This window comes from Rubrimonas sp., assembly GCF_036788415.1.
GTDB lineage: Bacteria > Pseudomonadota > Alphaproteobacteria > Rhodobacterales > Rhodobacteraceae > Rubrimonas.
The window spans coordinates 58,956-76,739 of record NZ_DAIQNN010000009.1 but is presented as its reverse complement, the minus strand read 5'-3'; the positions used below and the strand labels follow the sequence as shown (position 1 = coordinate 76,739).

Genomic DNA, 17,784 nt, shown 5'->3' with positions numbered 1-17,784 from the left:
CGGGGGCGATCATGAACGCCGCCGGCATCACGCGCCGGCTGATCGAGTTCGTCTCTGCCCTGATCGGCTTCGTGCGCGGCGGCCTTGCGATGGTCAATGTCGGCGTGTCGCTGTTCTTCGCCGAGATCTCGGGCTCGGCGGTGGCGGACGTCGCCGCGATGGGCACGGTGATGATCCCCGAGATGAAGAAGCGCGGCTACTCCGCGCCCTTCTCGGCGGCGATCACCTCCTCCTCGGCCTCGCTCGCGATCATCATCCCGCCGTCGATCCCGATGATCCTCTACGGCGTGTCGGCGGGCGCCTCGATCGAGCAGCTGTTCGTCGCGGGCGTCGTCCCCGGCCTGATCGGGGCGGCGGGGCTGATGGCGGTCGCCTACGCCTTCGCCGTGCGCTACGACCTGCCGGTCGAGGAGGCGTTCAACCTGCGCCGCGTGCGCGCGACCTTCGTGGAGGCTCTGCCGACCTTCGCGCTGCCGGTGATCATCCTCGGCGGCATCTTCGGCGGCTGGGTGACGGCGACGGAAGCGGCGGGGCTGGCCGTGCTCGCCTCGATCCTCGTCGGGCTGTGGTATCGCGAGACCGACTTCAAGGCGTTCCGCGTCGCGCTGCTCGACGGGGCGATGCAGACGGCGGTGGTGATGCTGCTGGTGGCGGCCTCGGTGCTGATGGGGGGCTTTCTCACCCGCACGCAAGTGCCGCAGGAGCTGGCGGTGGCGCTGACCTCGCTGACCGACTCGAAATGGCTGATCCTGCTGATCCTGAACGTGTTCTTCCTGATCATCGGGTTCTTCCTGCATTCGGCGGCGGCGATCATCCTCGTCGTGCCCATCGTGATCCCGCTGATCGAGACGGTCGGCATCGACCCGGTGCATTTCGGGCTGATCGTGACGCTCAACCTCGCCATCGGCCAGCAGACGCCGCCCGTGGCCAGCGTGCTGATCACCGCGTGCTCCATCGCCAAGGCCAACATCTGGGAGACGTCGAAGGTCAACCTGCCCTTCATCGCGGTGCTGCTGTTCGTGCTGCTCCTGTCGACTTACGTCGAGGCGGTGCCGATGTTCCTCGTCGAATATTTCTACCGGTGAGGCCATGAGCGAGGATCTGATCGTAACTGAGGCGGGGGGCGTCCTGCGGGTGAGTTTCAACCGTCCGCAGGCGCGCAACGCGCTGACCTTCGCAATGTATGAGGGGTTGCGCGACGCCTGCGCGGGCGTCGCGCCCGGCGGTCCGGTGCGGGCGGTGATCGTGTCGGGCGCGGGCGGCAAGGCCTTCGCGGCGGGCACCGACATGACCCAGTTCCGCGCCTTCGCGACGCCCGAGGACGCCTGGGCCTATGAGGCGAAGATGGACGCGGTGCTGAGCGCGGTGGAGCGCTGCCCTGTTCCGGTGATCGCCGCGATCACCGGCGCCTGCACCGGGGGCGGGGCGGGGATCGCCGCCTGCTGCGACATCCGCGTGTCGGACGGGGCGCTGAAATTCGGCTTCCCCATCGCGCGCACGCTGGGCAACTGCCTGTCGGCGGCCAATCTGCGGCGGCTGTCGGCGCTGATGGGGCCGGGGCGGGTGAAGGAGATGATCTTCACCGCGCGTCTGCTCGGTGCGGAGGAGGCGCTGTCGATCGGCCTCGTCAGCGAGATCGCAGCCGATCCGCTCGCCCGCGCCGAGGAGATCGCCGCCCAGATCGCCGGCCATGCGCCGCTGACGCTGCGCGCCACCAAGGAGGCGATGCGGCGGCTGGCCGAGGGCGCCGGCGCGGTGGACGATCACGACCTCGTCGCGCTGTGCTACATGTCGCAGGATTTCCGCGAGGGCATGGAGGCGTTTCTCGGCAAGCGCGCGCCGAACTGGAGCGGGCGATGAGCGGGCCGCTCGCAGGCGCGCGTGTGATCGAACTCGCGCACATCATGGCGGGGCCGGTCTGCGGGCTGATGCTCGCCGACATGGGCGCCGAGGTGATCAAGGTCGAGAAACCCGAGGGCGACGACACGCGCCGGATGGTCCCGCCGAAGGTGAACGGCGAGAGCGCCGCCTTCATGATGATGAACCGCAACAAGCGCGGCGTGATGCTCGACCTGAAGGATCCGCGCGGGCGCGAGGCGCTGGGGCGGCTGATCGACGGGGCCGACATCCTGATCGAGAACTACCGTCAGGGGACGATGGAGAAGCTCGGCCTCGGCTACGAGACGCTGCGCAAGCGCAATCCCGGGCTCGTCTATGTGGAGGTGTCGGGCTTCGGGCGGACCGGGCCCTATGCGGCGCGCGGCGGCTTCGACCTGATCGCGCAAGGCATGTCGGGGCTGATGTCGATCACCGGCGAGGGGCATGGCCGCCCGCCGGTGAAAGTCGGCGCGCCGGTCTCCGACATCACCGCAGGGATACTGGCCGCGATGGGGGCGCTCGCGGCCTATGTCCACCGGCTCAAGTCTGGCGAGGGGCAGCGGGTGGACACGTCGCTCTTCGAGGCGGCGATCACGCAGACCTACTGGCAGTCGGCCATCGCCTTCGCGACCGGGCGGGCGCCGGGGCCGATGGGCTCGGCCCATCCGCTCAACGCGCCCTATCAGGCGTTCCAGACGGCGGACGGCTGGATCACCGTGGGCGCCGCCAACCAGCGCAACTGGGAGCGGCTGTGCGCCATTCTCGACGCGGGCGAGTTGCTCGCCGATCCGCGCTTCAAGGCGAACGCCGACCGCATGGCGCATCTCGACGCGCTCGAGGCGGCGCTGACGCCGCATTTCCGCACGCGCCCGACTGCGGAATGGCTCGCGGCCTGCGAGGCGGGCGGCGTGCCGGCGGGGCCGGTGCTCGACATCCGCCAGATGCACGCAGACCCCCAGACACGCGCGCGCGAGATGGTCGTGGCGCTCGACCACCCGGTCGCGGGGCCCGTGGAGACCATTGGCCTGCCGGTCAAGTTCTCGGCCACGCCCGGCGCCGTGACGCGGCCCGCGCCGGTGCTCGGACAGGAGACGCGCGACGTGCTGATCGAGGCGGGGCTGGACGCGGCGGAAGTGGACGCCATGCTCGCGGACTGGCGCGCGTCGTGAGTCGCGCCTTGTCCGGAGCGCCCGCATGACCGAGTTCGTCGTCTCCCCGTCTCCGCGCGTCGCCCTGCCGGTGGTCGGCTCTGCGGCGCTGTTCCCGGTGCGCCGGGTCTATTGCGTCGGCCGCAACTACGCCGCCCACGCCGTCGAGATGGGCCACGACCCCGACCGCGAGCCGCCCTTCTTCTTCCAGAAGAACCCCGACGACCTCGACCCGTCAGGCCGCTTCGCCTATCCGCCGATGACCGCCGACGTGCATCACGAGATCGAACTCGCCGTCGCCCTGCGCTCCGGCGGGCGGGACATCGCGGCGCGGGACGCGCTCGCCCATGTCTGGGGCTACGGCGTCGCGCTCGACATGACCCGGCGCGACTTGCAGGGCGAGGCGAAGAAGCTCGGGAGACCCTGGGAAGTGGGGAAGGCGTTCGAGGGCTCCGCGCCCGTCTCGCCGCTGATCTCCGCCGAGGCGGTCGGGCATCCGGAGCGGGGCGCGGTGACCCTTCACGTGAACGGCGAACTGCGCCAGCAGGGCGACCTCGACCAGATGATCTGGAAGACGCCCGAGATCATCGCGGAACTGTCGCGCTTCTTCCGCCTCGCCGCTGGAGACGTGATCCTGACCGGCACGCCCGCGGGCGTCGGCCCGGTCGCGCGCGGCGACGTGCTGGAGGGGGCGGTGGAGGGCGTCGGCGCGCTGCGGGTCGAGGTGGTCTGAGCGGCGCCCCAGCCCTGCGCCTCAGCCCTGCGCCATGACGCAGAGCAGCTCGAACATGATCGTCGCGCCGTTGATCGCCGTGATCCCGCCCATGTCGAAGGGCGGCGAGACCTCCACCATGTCGGCCCCCGCGATCCGCCTGCCCGCGAGCATCCGCACCATGCCCTGCGCCTCGCGCATGGTCAGCCCGCCCGCCTCGGGCGTGCCGGTGCCGGGCGCGAAGGCGGGGTCGAGGCTGTCGATGTCGAAGGAGACGTAGATCGGATCGTCGCCGACGAGCGCCAGCGCCTCCTCCATGCAGGCGCGCCAGCCGCGCGCTTCGACCTCCTCGATCAGCATCACGCGCATGCCGCTGTCCGTGCTGAACTTCCACATCTCGCGGTCGTAGAGCGAGCCGCGGATGCCGATCTGCGCGACGCGCTTGGGGTCGAGCAGGCCCTCGTCGACCGCGACCTTGAAGGGCGCGCCGTGATGGAAGCGCGAGCCCATGTAATTGTCGCCCGTGTCGCAATGGGCGTCGATGTGGATCATTCCCAGCGGGCGCTCGCGGGCGATGGCGCGCAGGATCGGCAGGCTCATCGAATGGTCGCCGCCGCAGGAGAGCGGGCGGATTCCGGCGCCGTGCAGCCGGGCGAAGAAGGCCTCGATCTCGGCATGGGCGGCTTCGAGTTCGTAGGGCCGGCGCACCCAGGCGTCGCCGACATCGGCGATGCGGGCGGCGGCGAAGGGCGCGGCGCCTGTCGCCTGATTGACGCGCCGGATCAGGCTCGACTGGTTGCGCACTTCGCGCGGGCCGTGGCGCGCGCCGGGGCGGTTGGTCACGCCGCCGTCGAAGGGGACGCCGCAGACGCCGATCTCCAGCCCTGCGCCCTCGACCGCCTCGACGTAAGGAAGGCGGAAGAAGGTGGCGAGCCCGGTGAAGCGGGGGCGCTGCATCGGATCGGCGAAGTCGAGGCGTTCGGCGTCGGTCATGCGGGAAGGCTCCGGGAAGGATCGGCGGCGTCGGAGGAGGGGTCAGTCGGTGAGGGCGAAGATGTTGGCCACCGCCGAGACGCCGTCGCTGTTCTCGACCGGGGTGAGCAGCCGGGCGAAGCCGCCGGCCTTGAAGATGTCGAGCGTGCTCCACATGCCGCCGAGCATCGCCGATTGCAGCACATGGACGGGCACGCGCTCGGCGCCGCCCTCCAGCCGGATGCCCTTCATGCCGAGCACGGCGGAGAACGGCCCGCCCTCGAGTCGCCCCCGCACGAAGCCCGGCGTCCAGACGCCGCGGATCGGCACGAGCATGTAATGCTTGGCTTCGCCGGGCGCGAGCGCGCCATAGACGGCGACGCGGGTCTCCGAACCGAACACGTCGCGGCAGACCGCCTCGGCCGCGAGCGCGTCGGCGTCGGCCATGCCCCCGGTGCGCGCCGTGTTGGCGCGCTCCACCAGATCGTAGACGCCCTGATCCATCACCGCCGCGTAGCCCATGGCGCGCAGCTTCGCGCGGGCGCGCGGTTTTCGCAAGCCGCCAGCATTGCGCGGGGAGGGCGAATCAGGCATGATCAAAACAAGAACATTTCCGAACTCGGGAGGGCTCGCCGTGACGACATGGGAGGTTGCGCAGGCGTTCGCCGCGCTCTGCGCAGAAGGCAAGCACGAGGAGGCGGGAGACCGCTTCTGGGCGCCGGACGTCGTCAGCCTCGAGGCGGCGCAGGGCGACGGGTTCGGTCGGGCCGAGGGCGCCGCGGCGGTGCGCGCCAAGGGCGAATGGTGGGCGGAGAACCACGAGGTGCACGGCACGCGGGTCGACGGGCCGTGGCCGCATGGCGACCAGTTCGCGCTGCGCTTCTGGATGGATGTGACGCCGAAGGGCGGCGCGCGCATGCAGATGGACGAGATCGGCTTGTATACGGTGCGCGACGGGAAGATCGTCGAGGAGCGATTCTTCTACTCCACCGCGTGAAGCGCGGCGCGTCCCGCCGCCGGAGTCTCCCTCATGACCGAGCCCGCCTTCGTCCATCTGCGCATGCGCTCGGTCTATTCGGTCGCGCAGGGGGCCATCCCGCTCAAGGCGGCGCCCGCCCTCTGCGCGGAGGCGGGAACCCCCGCCGTCGCGCTGACCGACGCCAACGCGCTGTTCGGCGCGCTGGAGTTCTCGGAGACGCTGGCCAAGGCCGGCGTGCAGCCCATCGTCGGCTGTTCGCTCGCGCTGGCCTACGCCGAACCCGACCGCCCCGGCGAGCGCCCGCCGCCGCCCGCCGAGATCGCGCTGCTGGCGCAGACCGAAGCGGGGTATCTCAACCTCATGGCGCTGTCGTCTCAGGCCTTTCTCGACGCAGGCGAGGGGATGCGCTGCGTGGGCCTCGACGCGCTCGCCGCCCATGCGGAGGGGCTGATCTGCATGAGCGGCGGCGCCGACGGCCCGCTCGGCCGCCTCGTGCGCGCGGGCCGCGCCGACGCCGCCGACGCGCTGCTCGACCGGCTCGCCGCGACCTTCCGCGACCGCCTCTATGTCGAGATTCAGCGCCACGGGACCGCCCCGCGCCTGCGCGACGACGCCGAGGAGACGACCGAACCCTGGTTCGTCGCCGCCGCCTACGCCCGCGACCTGCCGCTCGTCGCGACCAACGACGCGCATTTCCCGAAGCCGGAGTTCTTCGCCGCCCATGACGCCTTCCTCTGCATCGGCGAGGGCGCCTACGTCTCGCAACCCGACCGTCGCCGCCTGACGCCGGAGCACTGGTTCAAGCCGGCCTCCGCCATGGCCGAACGCTTCGCCGACCTGCCCGAGGCGCTGGAGCGCACGGTCGAGATCGCGCGCCGCTGCGCCTTCCGCCCGCGCACCCGCGCCCCGATCCTGCCGCGCTTCGCCGAGAACGAAGTGGAGGAGCTGCGCCGCCAGGCCGCCGAAGGGCTCGCGGCGCGCCTCGCCGCGCATCCGCCGTCGGCGCCGGTCGAGACTTATGTCGCGCGGCTCGACTACGAACTGGGCGTGATCGCGCAGATGGGCTTCGACGGCTATTTCCTGATCGTCGCCGACTTCATCAAATGGGCGAAGGCGCAGGGCATTCCGGTCGGGCCGGGGCGCGGCTCGGGCGCGGGATCGCTGGTGGCGTGGGCGCTGACGATCACCGATCTCGATCCATTGCGTTACGGCCTTCTATTCGAGCGGTTTCTGAACCCGGACCGCGTGTCGATGCCGGATTTCGACATCGATTTCTGCATGGACCGGCGCGAGGAGGTGATCGGCTACGTCCAGCGCCGCTACGGGGCCGACCGCGTCGCGCAGATCATCACTTTCGGCGCGATGCTCTCCAAGGCCGCGGTGCGCGATGTGGGGCGCGTGCTGCAGATGCCCTACGGCCAGGTCGACCGGCTCGCCAAGATGATCCCGGTCGAAGGCGTCAAGCCGGTCTCGGTGAAGCGCGCGCGCACGGAGGAGCCGCGGCTCGCGGAGGCCGCCGCGCAGGAGCCCGCCGTGGGCGAGTTGCTCGACATCGCCGAGCAGGTCGAGGGTCTGCTGCGCAACGCCTCCACCCATGCCGCCGGCGTGGTGATCGGCGACCGGCCCTTGCAGGAATTGGTCGCCCTCTACCGCGACCCGCGCGCGGAGATGCCGGCGACCCAGTTCAACATGAAGTGGGTCGAGCAGGCGGGGCTGGTGAAGTTCGACTTCCTCGGGCTGAAGACCCTGACGGTGATCCGCAACGCGCTCGACCTGCTGAACGCGCGCGGCGTCGAGGTCGACATCGACCGCATCCCGCTCGACGACCCGGCGACCTACGCGCTCTACGGCCGTGCCGACACGGTCGCGGTCTTCCAGGTGGAGAGTTCGGGCATGCGCGACGCGCTGCGCCAGCTCCAGCCGACCTGCATCGAGGACATCGTGGCGCTGGTGGCGCTCTACCGCCCCGGCCCGATGGAGAACATCCCGAAATTCTGCAACGTCAAGAACGGACGCGAGAAACGCGCCTCGATCCACCCGCTGATCGACCCGATCCTCGACGAGACCCAGGGCATCATCGTCTATCAGGAGCAGGTGATGGAGATCGCCCGCCGGATGGCGGGCTACAGCCTCGGCGGCGCCGATCTGCTTCGGCGCGCCATGGGCAAGAAGGTCCAGGCCGAGATGGACGCGCAGCGCCCATTGTTCCTCGACGGCGCGGCGGGCAACGGGGTCGACGCGAAGAAAGCCGAGGAAGTCTTTGAACTTCTGAACAAGTTCGCCAACTACGGTTTCAACAAGAGCCACGCGGCCGCCTATGCGGTGGTCAGCTACCAGACGGCGTGGCTCAAGGCCAATCATCCGGTCGAGTTCATGGCGGCGGTCATGAACTGCGACCTTCACCTGACCGACAAGCTCGCGGTCTATCGGCGCGAGGCGGCGCGGCTCGGCATCGAGATCGCGCCGCCCTGCGTCAACCGGTCCTCGGCGCTCTTCGCCGTGCGCGAAGGGCGCATCCTCTACGCGCTCGGCGCGCTCAAGGGGGTGGGGCCGGAGGCGATGCGGCTCGTCGAGCAGGCGCGGGCGGAGGGCGGGCCGTTCGCGGACCTGTTCGAGTTCGCCCGGCGGGTCGAACTGCGGCGCATCGGCAAGCGGGCGCTGGAGATGCTGGCGCGCGCGGGCGCATTCGACGCGCTCGACCCCGACCGCCGCCGCGTCGTCGAGAACGCCGACCGTATGATCGCGCATTCGACCGCGCTGCGCGCGGAGGCGGGGTCCGGCCAGTCCTCGCTGTTCGGCGGCGGGGCGGAGCTGCCGGCGCCGCGCCTGGCCCAGCCCGATCCATGGACGCCCACGGAGCGGCTGCGCGAGGAGCATGCCGCGGTCGGCTTCTATCTGTCGGGCCACCCGCTCGACGCGTGGATGGGGGCGTTGCGGCGCAAGCGGGTCGAGCTTTACGCCGATCTGGCGCGGCGGCGCGGCGGGGCCGCGCGCATCGCCGGCTCGGTGATGAAGCGGCAGGAGCGGAAATCCGCGCGCGGCGCGCGCTACGCCTTCGTCGAGCTGTCCGATCCCGGCGCGCTCTACGAGGTGACGGTGTTCGCCGAAACGCTGGCGCAGGCGCGCGCCCTGCTGGAGCCGGGGCGCAATGTGGTGCTGACGGTCGAGGCGGAGAGCGACGGCGACCAGCTGAAGCTGTTGTGCAAGGGCGTGGCGGCGGTCGAGGACGTGGCGGCCGATGCGGCGACGGCCGGGCTGCGGGTGCATGTCGCCGACGTCGCCGCGCTGGAGGCGCTGCGCGCGCGCCTCGACGACGCGCGGGCGCAGCCGGGAAAACGGCGCGGCGGACCCGTCGAGATCGTGTTCGGGGAGCCTGCGCTGGCGGCCGAGATCGCTCTGGCGCTGCCCGGCGAGTGGACGCTGACGCCCGAAATGCGCGGCGCGCTGCGGGCTGCGCCGGGCGTCCTGCATGTCGAGGAGTTCTGACGCGCGTTCAGCCGCGGCTGCGGGGCGGCGGCGGCGGTCCCGCGGCGTCGAGCAGGGCGGCGCGGGCGGGTAGGGCCGCCATCAGAGCGCGGCGCGCCTGCGGCGACATCGCACCCCAACGGGCGATCTCGTCGCCGGTGCGCAGGCAGCCGACGCACAGGCCGGCGCCGGGATGGATCACGCAGATGTTCACGCAGGGCGACTCGATCGCCGCGCCGCCTTCGCTCGATGCGCTCATCCGCGTTCGTCGTCCTTCGCCCGCGCCGCCCAGCCGATCCGGTCGAGCGCGCCTTGCAAGATATAAGCGGCGGCCATCTTGTCCACGAGTTCGGCGCGGCGTTTGCGCGACGCGTCGGCGGCGATGAGCGTGCGCTCGACGGCGCAGGTGGACAGGCGTTCGTCCCAGAGCGCGACGGGAACGTCGAGCACCTGCGCGAGCCGCCGGGCGAAGGCGCGGCTCGCCTGGGCGCGCGGCCCTTCGGAACCGTCCATGTTGCGCGGGAGTCCGACGACATAGCCGGCGGCCCCGCGCGCCTGCGCGATCTCGGCCATCCGGGCGACGTCGGCGGTGAACTTGCCGCGCGCCAGCGTCAGCAAGGGCGACGCGATGCAGCGCCGCGCATCCGACACGGCGAGCCCGATGGTGCGGGTTCCCAGATCGACGCCGATCAGCGACGCGCCCGCCGGCGTCGCCGCGTCGAGGGCCAGGACATCCTCGCCGAACAGCGTCACTCGATGCTCGCGCCCGCCAGAACGGCGCGCTCCGCAAGCGCCGATACGGTCAGCGGGTCGTCGGCGAAGGCGTCGCGGGCGCGCCGGAACGCCTCGGTCGCGGCGTCGGCGTCGCCGATCACGCCATAGGCCTGGATGAGCCGCGCCCAGTCTTCGGGCGCGCCGCCATCCGCGAAGAGGCGTTCGCGCAGGCCCTCGACCATGCCGCGCACCATCTCGGCGCGCTCCTCGGGCGTCATCTCGGCGGCGGCGGCCATGGCGTCCGCGTCAGGGCCGGGACCGGCCGCGCTCGGGACGTCGAGCGGGCCGCCGATGGCGACGCTGAAATCGGCGAGCGCCTCCGGGGCGCCGGCCATCGCGTCCCGCGCGGCGAAGGCCGCGTCGCGGGCGGCGTCGAACCGGCCGAGCGCCGCATGGGTCGCGACGAGGCGCAACCAGACGGCTGCGGCGTCGGGCCTCGCCGCGACGGTCGCGCCCAGCGAGTCGATCGCCGCGCGCAGCGGCGCAGGCCCCGCCGCCCTCGGGGCTTCGGCGAGGGCGGCGTCGAAGAGGCGGCTCTGCGCCGGGCGGGGCGCGAGCGCGCTGCGCGCGCGCGTCAGCGCGGTCTCGGCGAGGTCGGGCTGGCCGAGCAGATCATAGGCGAGGACGAGCTGCAGCCATTCGCCCGCCGGCGCGCCCTGAGCTTCGACGGCGCGCTCGATCTGCGAGATCATGTCGGCGGTCATCGCCTGCAGTTCGGCGTCGGTCGGCGCGCGCGGCGCCGGGATCGGCGGGATCGGACGGCCGAGGCGGCGGGCGAGGTCCTCGATCTGCGCGCGGGTCGCCGCGACCCAGGGCGCGCCTTCCGGGCTGTCGGCGATCAGCCCGGTCCACATGTCGAAGGCGGCGCGCGTCTGCGACGTCTGCGCCAGCGCCGCGCCCATGTAGAACCGCGCGACCGGGTCCGCCGGCGCCCGGCGCAAAGCCTGCGTCAGGGCGTCCTCGGCCTCGGGCGAGACGTAGCCTTGCGCGGCGAGGATCATCGACTCGGCCTTGGCGCTGAACATCGCGGCCGTCGCGTCGTCCGCCGCGCCGTCGATCAGCCGCTCCCAACTGCGCCACGCCGCGTCGTGACGACCGAGGCGCGCCTGCGACTGCGCGAGCAGGCGCAGACCTTCCGGATCGGCGTCGGGGCCGGCGAGCCGCGCCTCCAGTTGCGCGACGCTCGCCGCGAATTCGTCGGAGCCCTCTGGCGCCGGCGGGGCGCCGAAGCGTCGGGCGAGTTCAGCCTCGGCGGCCTGCTGCCCCGGACGGGCCTGCGCGGCGCCCGCCGGCTGATCGGGAAGACCGGGAGCGCCGAGCGCGCCGTAGAGCGTCCACCCGCCGAGCGGGGCGGCGACGAGCAGCGCCGCCGCAAGCCCGTAGGACGCGAGTCGCGGGGCCGGCTGATGGTCGGGCGTGGCGGCGCGCTCCGCGGCGGCGGCGAGCAGACGGCGCGAGATCTCGATGCGCGCGCCCTCGGCGTCTTCGGCGCTCAGCAGACCCCGCTCGCGGTCGCGCGCGATTTCGGCGAGCTGGTCGCGGAACACCTGCTCGTCATGCGCCGCGCGGACCTTCGCGGTGCGGCGCGCGAGCGCCAGAGGACGCGCGACCCAGAGCGCGACCAGCAGCGCAGCGGCGAGGGCGACGACGGCGAAAGACATGAGGCGCGCTCCAACGATCCCTGATCGCTCCGCTACCTAGGCCGCAGCGCGCGCCTGCGCAACGCGCGCGGCGCCGCGTCAGGCCGCCGCCGCCTCGTCCGCCAGCGCCGTCGCCCGCGCATGTGCGCTGCGAAAGGCCTCGCGTCGTCGGGCGGTCGCCGGATCGTCGGCAAGTTCGCGCGCCGACAGCGCGAACGGGTCGCGTTCGGGGTGCAGCCCGCGCCGCAGCGCAGCTTCGGCGGCGCGGGCGGCGATGCGCGCTGCGGCGACATGCGCCGGCGTCCAGAAGTCCTCGCAGGTCATCGGCGACTCCCTTGTCCATGTTCTGTTCTCATCATTCCGCCTTGGGGCGAGCGCGTCAACGAAAAAAGAACAAAGAAGGAAGATCTGACATCGCATGCTCGACCGGAGCCTTGCGGCGCGCGCATGACGGCGCTGCGCCGATACCGGGTTCCGCATGTTGCGATGCGGCGCCACATGTTGTCCGAAAGATGCGGCGATCCGCCGCGACGCGAGAGGACGACGACGATGGAACGGACAGAACCCCAGACGCGCCTTCGGGACGGGGGCTTCACCACGCCGAGCTTCGCTGAACAGCAGCGGCTGCTCGCACAGGCGCACCGCCTGCGTGCGCAGGCCCTGGCGGCGGCGTTCGGCGTCGCGACGGACGCGCTCGCAAGCGCCGGGCGCAGCGTCGCCCTGCGTCTGCGTCGGTGGTCGGCGCCCCGCCGCAGCGCCTGAGCGCGGCTTTCGCCGGGCGGCGGCGCCGGTTATCACAGGCGAACCGAGGAGTTCGCATGATGACCGACGCCATACCTCCCGCCGACGCCCCGCCGGTCGAGGCGCGCCCGGTCGTGCGGCTGAAGCCCAAGAGCGGGCGCCGCCTCGGCCAGGGCGCGCCCTGGGCCTACGCCGACGAGATCGCGATGGACCGGCGGACGAAGGCCCGCGCGCCCGGCGAGATCGTCGCGCTGGAGAGCGCCGACCGCGTCCCGCTCGGCGCCGCCGCCTTCAACCCGAATTCGACCATCGCCGCGCGCCTGCTCGACCCCGATCCCGGGGCGTCGATCGACGCGGCATGGCTCGCGGCGAAGCTGCGCGCCGCGCTCGCCCTGCGCGCGCGCCTGCACGACGCGCCCTTCTACCGGCTCGTCCACGCCGAAGGCGACGGCTTGCCGGGCCTCGTGATCGACCGTTTCGGCGACGTGCTCGCCGTCCAGCCGAACGCCGCCTGGATCGACCGGCTGCTCCCGGACCTGCTGGAGGCGCTCGACGCCGTCGCGGCGCCGCGGGTGGTCGTCGTCAACGCCGCCTCGCGCGCGCGGGCGCTCGAGGGGCTCGAAGGCGAGACGCGGCTCGCGCGCGGGGCGCTCGACGGGCCGGTCGAGGTGCGGATGAATGGGGCGATCTATCTCGCCGATCTCATCGGCGGGCAGAAGACCGGCCTGTTCTACGACCAGCGGCCCAACCACGCCTTCGCCGCGCGGCTCGCCAAGGGCGCGGACGCGCTGGACGTGTTCAGCCATGTCGGCGGCTTCGCGCTGGCGGCGCTGGCGGGCGGCGCCGCATCGGCGCTGGCGGTGGACAGCTCCGCCCCTGCGCTGGAACTCGCCCGCGCCGGCGCCGCGCGCATGGGCGTCGCGGACCGCTTCGCGACGCGGCAGGGCCAGGCCTTCGAGACGCTGCGGGCGCTGGGGGAGGAGGGCGCCTCCTTCGACCTCGTCATCTGCGACCCGCCCGCCTTCGCGCCCAACAGGGCGGCGCTGGAGGCTGGCCTGCGCGCCTATGAAAAGACCGCGCGTCTGGCGGCGCGGCTGGTGCGGCAGGGCGGGTTCCTCTGCCTGTGCTCGTGCAGCCATGCCGCGGACGCGGAGAGCTTCGGCGCGGCCTGCGCGCGCGGGATCGCCGCTGCGGGGCGGCGCGGCGCGCTGATCCATTCCGGCGGCGCGGGGCCGGATCATCCGATCCATCTGGCGCTGCCGGAGACGGGCTATCTCAAGGCGCTGTTCTGGCGGCTCGACGGGTGAGGCTGCTGCTCGACGCCTGCGCGCTCTATCCGCGGCTGATGCGCGGGGCGCTGCTGGGCTACGCCGAGGCCGGGGGCTTCGCGCCGCTGTGGTCGGCGCGCATCCTCGAGGAATGGCGGCGGGCCGCCGAGCGCAAGCAGGGGCCGGCGGCGGCGATGGAGGCCGAGGCGGTCGCCGCGCGGATGCGGGCGCGGTTTCCGCAGGCCGAGGCGACCGGCTGGGAGGCGGTGCAGACGCCGGAGCGCCTGCCCGATCCCGGCGACGCGCATGTGCTCGCGGCGGCGGTGGCGGGCGGGGCGGACGGGATCGTGACCCTGAACATCCGCGACTTTCCGTTGCGCGCGCTCGGGGCGCGGCGCCTCGCGCGGCTGCACCCCGACGCCTTCCTGCGCGCGGAATGGACGCCGGGCGGCGCGCTCGACGCCGTGCTCGACGAGATGGCGGCGGCGGCCCCTGATCTCGATTTCGCGCGCGCGCTGAAGGCCGCGGGCCTGCCGCGGCTCGCCAAGGCGCGGCGGGGCGCGGGCTGATCAGGCGGCGCCCGGCTCGACGCTCCAGGCCGCGACATTGGCCTCGATGGCGGCGATGCGCTCGGCGACCGGCGGGTGGCTGGCGAGCCACGCGGCGGGTTTCGGGCCGGGGACCATCCGCTCCAGCTTGCGGAACATCTCGATCTGCGGGCGGTGGCCGAAGCCCGCCTTCAGCATCAGCGCCGTCGCATAGCGGTCGGCCTCGAACTCGTCGCGCCGCGACAGCCGCGCCATCAGCAGGCCGGCGAGGAAATTCGCGACATAGAAGCCGAGGATCGGCACGAAGCGGTTGAGCAGCACGCCCAGCGCGAGCGCCGCGACGCTCTGGCCGGTCCAGTCGATCAGCCGGCGCTGGTGGTGGCCGAGCCCGACATGGCCCAACTCATGCGCGACGACGCTCGCGACCTCCTCGACCGTCAGCAGGCCGAAGCGGTATTTGTCGAAGAGCGCCGTGGTGAGATAGACGCGCCCGTCCGGCGTCGCGAGACCGTTCACGACGGGCATTTCGAACAGCTCGGCGCGCAGGTCGGGGACTTCGGCGGCCTGAGCGAGGCGCGCCACCGCCGCCTGGAGCTTCGGGTCGTCGAGCGGGCGCGCCTTCTCGCGCAGCGTGCGCCGCAGCCGCGAGAGGCCGATCTGGTAGTTGGCGAGCGCGAGGATGGCGACGCCGGCGAGGACGATCAGGAACTGGACCATGCGCAGGCAGGTAGGCGTCACGGCGGCCCGCGTCGAGGGGCGCTGCGAGCGCCGATGACCGGGCTCCGCGCCGATCTCGATTCGCGCTCTGGGCGAAACAATGGCGGCGCGGGCGCGCCAGCGCGGGGCGCCGGAAGCGAGAAATCTGGGGACAGTTTCGCCGCAACCGCGGGAGTGTTTCGCAGACAAGGGGTTAAAACCCGTCATTGCGAAACCGGTTTGGGCTGTAAATAGAAACTGACAGTTGACAATGTCAAGCAAATCTGACAATATTCGCAAGTGCGCAGGATCGTCTCCGACAGATCGCGGCGCATGGACGGCAGAGGACTGAGAACGCTGCGAGCGGCGGTGCGGGCGCTGGTCCCGTGCGCAGTTCACGGACGAGGAAACAGTAACGGAGGAACTCGACATGGCTGACGACGACAGCAAGGTGTGGCCGACCGGGCTCACCCTTCCCGAAGCGGAAGAGCTTCACAGCTACCTCATCGACGGCACGCGCGTGTTCGGTGCGATCGCTCTCTTCGCGCACCTGCTCGCCGCCGCTTCGACGCCGTGGCTCGGCTGAGGAGACAGACAATGAACAATGCGAAAATGTGGCTCGTCGTGAAGCCCTCCGTCGGCGTTCCGCTGCTGCTCGCGGGCGTGGCCGTCGGCTCGCTCCTCGTCCATGTGGGCGTCGTGCTGCACTCCAGCTGGTATTCCGACTTCGTGAACGGGCGCGATCTCGGCTCGTCGGCCGCGACGGCGCAGGCGCCGTTCGACACCGGGCCGACCGTCGCGTCGTTGCTCGCGAAGTGATCGCCGCCCGCCCCGCGTCGCCGTGTCGGCGCGGGTGAGGGGCCGGAAGATGGGGCGAGACCCGTCGGCCCACGCCTTCGGACCTCGCCAGCGAGGCTTGAGCCTCGCGCTGCTGCGCCCGTGGCGGGGCGCGTTGCGACGCGCCTCGCCGCTTGCATGAACACCGGCCGGGGCCGTCATGTCAGACCTTCGCCGCTTCGCTCTCGACCAGGTCGCGCGCCTCGGGCCGAGATTCCTGCCCTTCGCCGACGTCGCGACCGAGGATGTCCCGCTGTCGCGGCTCCTGCGGCTGTCGCTGTTCCAGGTCTCGGTGGGCATGGCGCTGGTGCTGATGCTCGGCACGCTCAACCGCGTGATGATCGTCGAGCTCGGCGTCCCGGCCTCGCTGGTCGCGATCATGATCGCGCTGCCGGTGCTGTTCGCGCCGTTCCGCGCGCTGATCGGCCATCGCTCCGACAACCACGTCTCCGCCTTCGGCTGGCGGCGCGTTCCCTACATCTGGAAGGGCACGCTGCTGCAATTCGGCGGATTCGCCGTGATGCCCTTCGCGCTGCTGGTGCTGTCGGGCTTCGGCGAGTCGCATGATCTTTCGCCCTGGATCGGTCAGGCGGCGGCGGCGGTCGCCTTCCTGCTCGTCGGCGCGGGGTTGCACATGGTGCAGACGGTCGGCCTCGCGCTCGCGACCGACCTCGTGCGCGAGGAGGATCAGCCGCGGGTCGTGGGGCTGATGTACGTCATGCTGCTGCTCGGCATGATGGCGAGCGCCTTCGTTTTCGGCCTGCTGCTCGAGCCCTACAGCCCGGCGCGGTTGATCCAGGTGATCCAGGGGGCCGCCGTCGTCACGATGATCCTCAACGGGATCGCCTTGTGGAAGCAGGAGTCGCGCGACCGCGTCCGCGCGCAGGCGATGAAGACCGCCGTCGCGCCGCGGTTTGCGGATTCCTGGCGCCGCCTGACCGAAGTCGCCTCCGTGCGTCGGCTGCTCGTCGCGATCGCGCTCGGGACGGCCGGCTTCGGCATGGCCGACGTGCTGCTCGAGCCCTTCGGCGGGCAGGTTCTGGGGATGAGCGTCGCCGAGACGACGCGGCTCTCGGTCGTCCTCGCCTTCGGCAGTCTGATCGGCTTCGGGCTGGCGTCGCGCGTGCTCGGCGCCGGGGCGCGCAGAGTGTCGGCCGTCGCCGGCGAGAGCGCCGGGGCCAATCCGATGAGCGTCGCGCTTTGGGGCGCGGCTGTCGGGGTGGGAGCCTTCGCGCTGGTCTTCGCCTCGGCCGCCGCGCTCGCCGCGCCGACGCTGATCGCCGCGACGCTGGTCGCGGGCTTCGGGGCGGGGCTGTTCTCGCACGGGACGCTGACGGCGACGATGCGGGCCGCGCCGCGTTCCCATGTCGGGCTCGCGCTCGGCGCGTGGGGCGCCGTGCAGACGACTGCGGCGGGCGTCGCCATCGCCATCGGCGGCGCGATCCGCGACGTGGTTCTGGCCGCGCCGATCGGCGATCTGGCGACGCCCTATCTCGCAGTCTTCGCCGTAGAGGCCATCCTTCTGGCGCTCGCGCTCCTCGCGGCTTGGCCGCTGGCGCGGCGCGCCGCGGCCAGCGGAGGCGTCGCGGCGGTCGGCGCAACTGCGGGAGGGGTGGACAAGTGTTGAAGCAGGACGCAGGCCCGGCGACGATGCGGGCCGACAGACGGCGGCGCGTGGCGGCGGGCGACCCGCCGGGGCGCCGATCGACCGAAGCAAACCAGAGGAGGCCCGAAGGATGAGCGACCTGGACGTTGACGCGCCGAAGAGCGCCCCGCCTGCGAAACGCAAGGCCGCCGCGCCGCCGCCGGCCCGGTCGGCGAGCCGCGCCAAGGGCTCGCCGCTCGTCTCCGACATGTTCCACATCCGGCTCCTGTCGGAGCGCCGTCCGCGCACGAGCGCCGTCGGCAAAGCGGGGCATGTCTCCGTGAAGTGGTTCGGCTATCCGCTGCTCTCGCCGCGCAAGACGCGCGACAGCGCGGTGGGCAAGGCGCGGTTCGCCTCGCAGGCGTTCCTCGGCTACCCGCTGCTGTCGCCGCGCAAGGACCGCGACAGCGCCGTCGGCCGCGCCGGAACGGTGTTCTCGAGCGCGCTCGGCTGGCGCACCCTGTCGCGCCGCGCCTGAGAG

General features: G+C 72.2%; 20 protein-coding genes. 13 read left to right on the top strand and 7 right to left on the bottom strand.

Annotation, left to right across the window (positions count from 1 at the left end):
* The 4 genes from V7Q31_RS04430 to V7Q31_RS04415 form a co-directional block, all read left to right on the top strand.
* Positions 1-1,085: TRAP transporter large permease (locus tag V7Q31_RS04430; RefSeq protein ID WP_333832466.1), on the top strand; the 1,085-nt coding region annotated here is incomplete at its 5' end.
* Between the two features lie 4 nt (positions 1,086-1,089).
* On the top strand, positions 1,090-1,860 hold the full coding sequence (locus V7Q31_RS04425; RefSeq protein ID WP_333832465.1) for an enoyl-CoA hydratase: 771 nt from the start codon (positions 1,090-1,092) through the stop codon (positions 1,858-1,860).
* Complete coding sequence (locus V7Q31_RS04420; protein WP_333832464.1) at positions 1,857-3,047, top strand: CaiB/BaiF CoA transferase family protein; 1,191 nt, start codon at positions 1,857-1,859, stop codon at positions 3,045-3,047. Before V7Q31_RS04425 ends, V7Q31_RS04420 begins: the two co-directional genes overlap by 4 nt.
* A 25-nt stretch (positions 3,048-3,072) precedes the next feature.
* A complete protein-coding gene (locus V7Q31_RS04415; protein ID WP_333832463.1) occupies positions 3,073-3,759 on the top strand; it encodes a fumarylacetoacetate hydrolase family protein in 687 nt (228 codons plus the stop codon).
* Positions 3,760-3,780: 21 nt separating this feature from the next.
* Here the strand turns inward: V7Q31_RS04415 and speB are convergent, their stop codons facing one another.
* Positions 3,781-4,731 (bottom strand): agmatinase, encoded by a 951-nt coding sequence (speB, locus tag V7Q31_RS04410; protein ID WP_333832462.1) that lies wholly within the window; start codon positions 4,729-4,731, stop codon positions 3,781-3,783.
* Between the two features lie 42 nt (positions 4,732-4,773).
* Positions 4,774-5,232 carry a hypothetical protein gene (locus V7Q31_RS04405; RefSeq protein ID WP_333832461.1) on the bottom strand — a complete coding sequence of 153 codons (459 nt, stop codon included), beginning with the start codon at positions 5,230-5,232 and terminating at the stop codon, positions 4,774-4,776.
* Between the two features lie 112 nt (positions 5,233-5,344).
* On the opposite strand from V7Q31_RS04405, the gene V7Q31_RS04400 reads away from it, so the two are divergent.
* A complete protein-coding gene (locus V7Q31_RS04400) occupies positions 5,345-5,707 on the top strand; it encodes a SnoaL-like domain-containing protein (RefSeq protein WP_333832460.1) in 363 nt (120 codons plus the stop codon).
* Positions 5,708-5,740: 33 nt separating this feature from the next.
* Positions 5,741-9,175 carry a DNA polymerase III subunit alpha gene (dnaE, locus tag V7Q31_RS04395; protein ID WP_333832459.1) on the top strand — a complete coding sequence of 1,145 codons (3,435 nt, stop codon included), beginning with the start codon at positions 5,741-5,743 and terminating at the stop codon, positions 9,173-9,175.
* Positions 9,176-9,182: 7 nt separating this feature from the next.
* Here dnaE and V7Q31_RS04390 read toward each other — a convergent pair whose 3' ends face one another.
* The 4 genes from V7Q31_RS04390 to V7Q31_RS04375 form a co-directional block, all read right to left on the bottom strand.
* A complete protein-coding gene (locus V7Q31_RS04390) occupies positions 9,183-9,413 on the bottom strand; it encodes a DUF1289 domain-containing protein (RefSeq protein WP_333832458.1) in 231 nt (76 codons plus the stop codon).
* Positions 9,410-9,901, bottom strand: a complete 492-nt coding sequence (ruvX, locus tag V7Q31_RS04385) for a Holliday junction resolvase RuvX (protein ID WP_333832468.1) — start codon at positions 9,899-9,901, stop codon at positions 9,410-9,412. Before ruvX ends, V7Q31_RS04390 begins: the two co-directional genes overlap by 4 nt.
* A 2-nt stretch (positions 9,902-9,903) precedes the next feature.
* Positions 9,904-11,589, bottom strand: a complete 1,686-nt coding sequence (gene ccmI / locus V7Q31_RS04380; protein WP_333832457.1) for a c-type cytochrome biogenesis protein CcmI — start codon at positions 11,587-11,589, stop codon at positions 9,904-9,906.
* Between the two features lie 78 nt (positions 11,590-11,667).
* On the bottom strand, positions 11,668-11,892 hold the full coding sequence (locus V7Q31_RS04375) for a hypothetical protein (protein ID WP_333832456.1): 225 nt from the start codon (positions 11,890-11,892) through the stop codon (positions 11,668-11,670).
* Positions 11,893-12,015: 123 nt separating this feature from the next.
* Between V7Q31_RS04375 and V7Q31_RS04370 the strand changes: the two genes are divergently transcribed.
* From V7Q31_RS04370 to V7Q31_RS04360, 3 genes are read left to right on the top strand one after another with little or no spacing between them, the layout of a single operon-like run.
* Positions 12,016-12,330, top strand: coding sequence for a hypothetical protein (locus V7Q31_RS04370; RefSeq protein WP_333832455.1), 315 nt, complete (start codon positions 12,016-12,018; stop codon positions 12,328-12,330).
* A gap of 59 nt (positions 12,331-12,389) precedes the next feature.
* Positions 12,390-13,616 carry an RSP_2647 family RNA methyltransferase gene (locus V7Q31_RS04365; RefSeq protein ID WP_333832454.1) on the top strand — a complete coding sequence of 409 codons (1,227 nt, stop codon included), beginning with the start codon at positions 12,390-12,392 and terminating at the stop codon, positions 13,614-13,616.
* Positions 13,613-14,146, top strand: coding sequence for an RSP_2648 family PIN domain-containing protein (locus V7Q31_RS04360; protein WP_333832453.1), 534 nt, complete (start codon positions 13,613-13,615; stop codon positions 14,144-14,146). The genes V7Q31_RS04365 and V7Q31_RS04360 overlap by 4 nt, the downstream gene beginning before the upstream one ends.
* Here V7Q31_RS04360 and V7Q31_RS04355 read toward each other — a convergent pair whose 3' ends face one another.
* Positions 14,147-14,863 (bottom strand): M48 family metalloprotease, encoded by a 717-nt coding sequence (locus V7Q31_RS04355; RefSeq protein WP_333832452.1) that lies wholly within the window; start codon positions 14,861-14,863, stop codon positions 14,147-14,149. It abuts the gene before it with no gap.
* A 388-nt stretch (positions 14,864-15,251) separates the two neighbouring features.
* Here V7Q31_RS04355 and V7Q31_RS04350 point away from each other — a divergent pair, with 388 nt between their 5' ends.
* The 4 genes from V7Q31_RS04350 to V7Q31_RS04335 all read left to right on the top strand — a co-directional run bounded on the left by V7Q31_RS04350 (position 15,252) and on the right by V7Q31_RS04335 (position 17,781).
* On the top strand, positions 15,252-15,407 hold the full coding sequence (locus tag V7Q31_RS04350; protein WP_333832451.1) for a light-harvesting protein: 156 nt from the start codon (positions 15,252-15,254) through the stop codon (positions 15,405-15,407).
* 11 nt (positions 15,408-15,418) lie between these two features.
* Positions 15,419-15,640, top strand: coding sequence for a light-harvesting protein (locus V7Q31_RS04345; RefSeq protein ID WP_333832450.1), 222 nt, complete (start codon positions 15,419-15,421; stop codon positions 15,638-15,640).
* Positions 15,641-15,818: 178 nt separating this feature from the next.
* Positions 15,819-17,285: a PucC family protein gene (locus tag V7Q31_RS04340; protein ID WP_333832449.1), complete on the top strand. Its 1,467-nt coding sequence runs from the start codon at positions 15,819-15,821 to the stop codon at positions 17,283-17,285.
* Positions 17,286-17,394: 109 nt separating this feature from the next.
* The gene (locus V7Q31_RS04335) at positions 17,395-17,781 is read left to right on the top strand and encodes a hypothetical protein (protein WP_333832448.1); all 387 of its coding nucleotides are present in this window, start codon (positions 17,395-17,397) and stop codon (positions 17,779-17,781) included.
* Positions 17,782-17,784 lie beyond the last annotated feature (3 nt).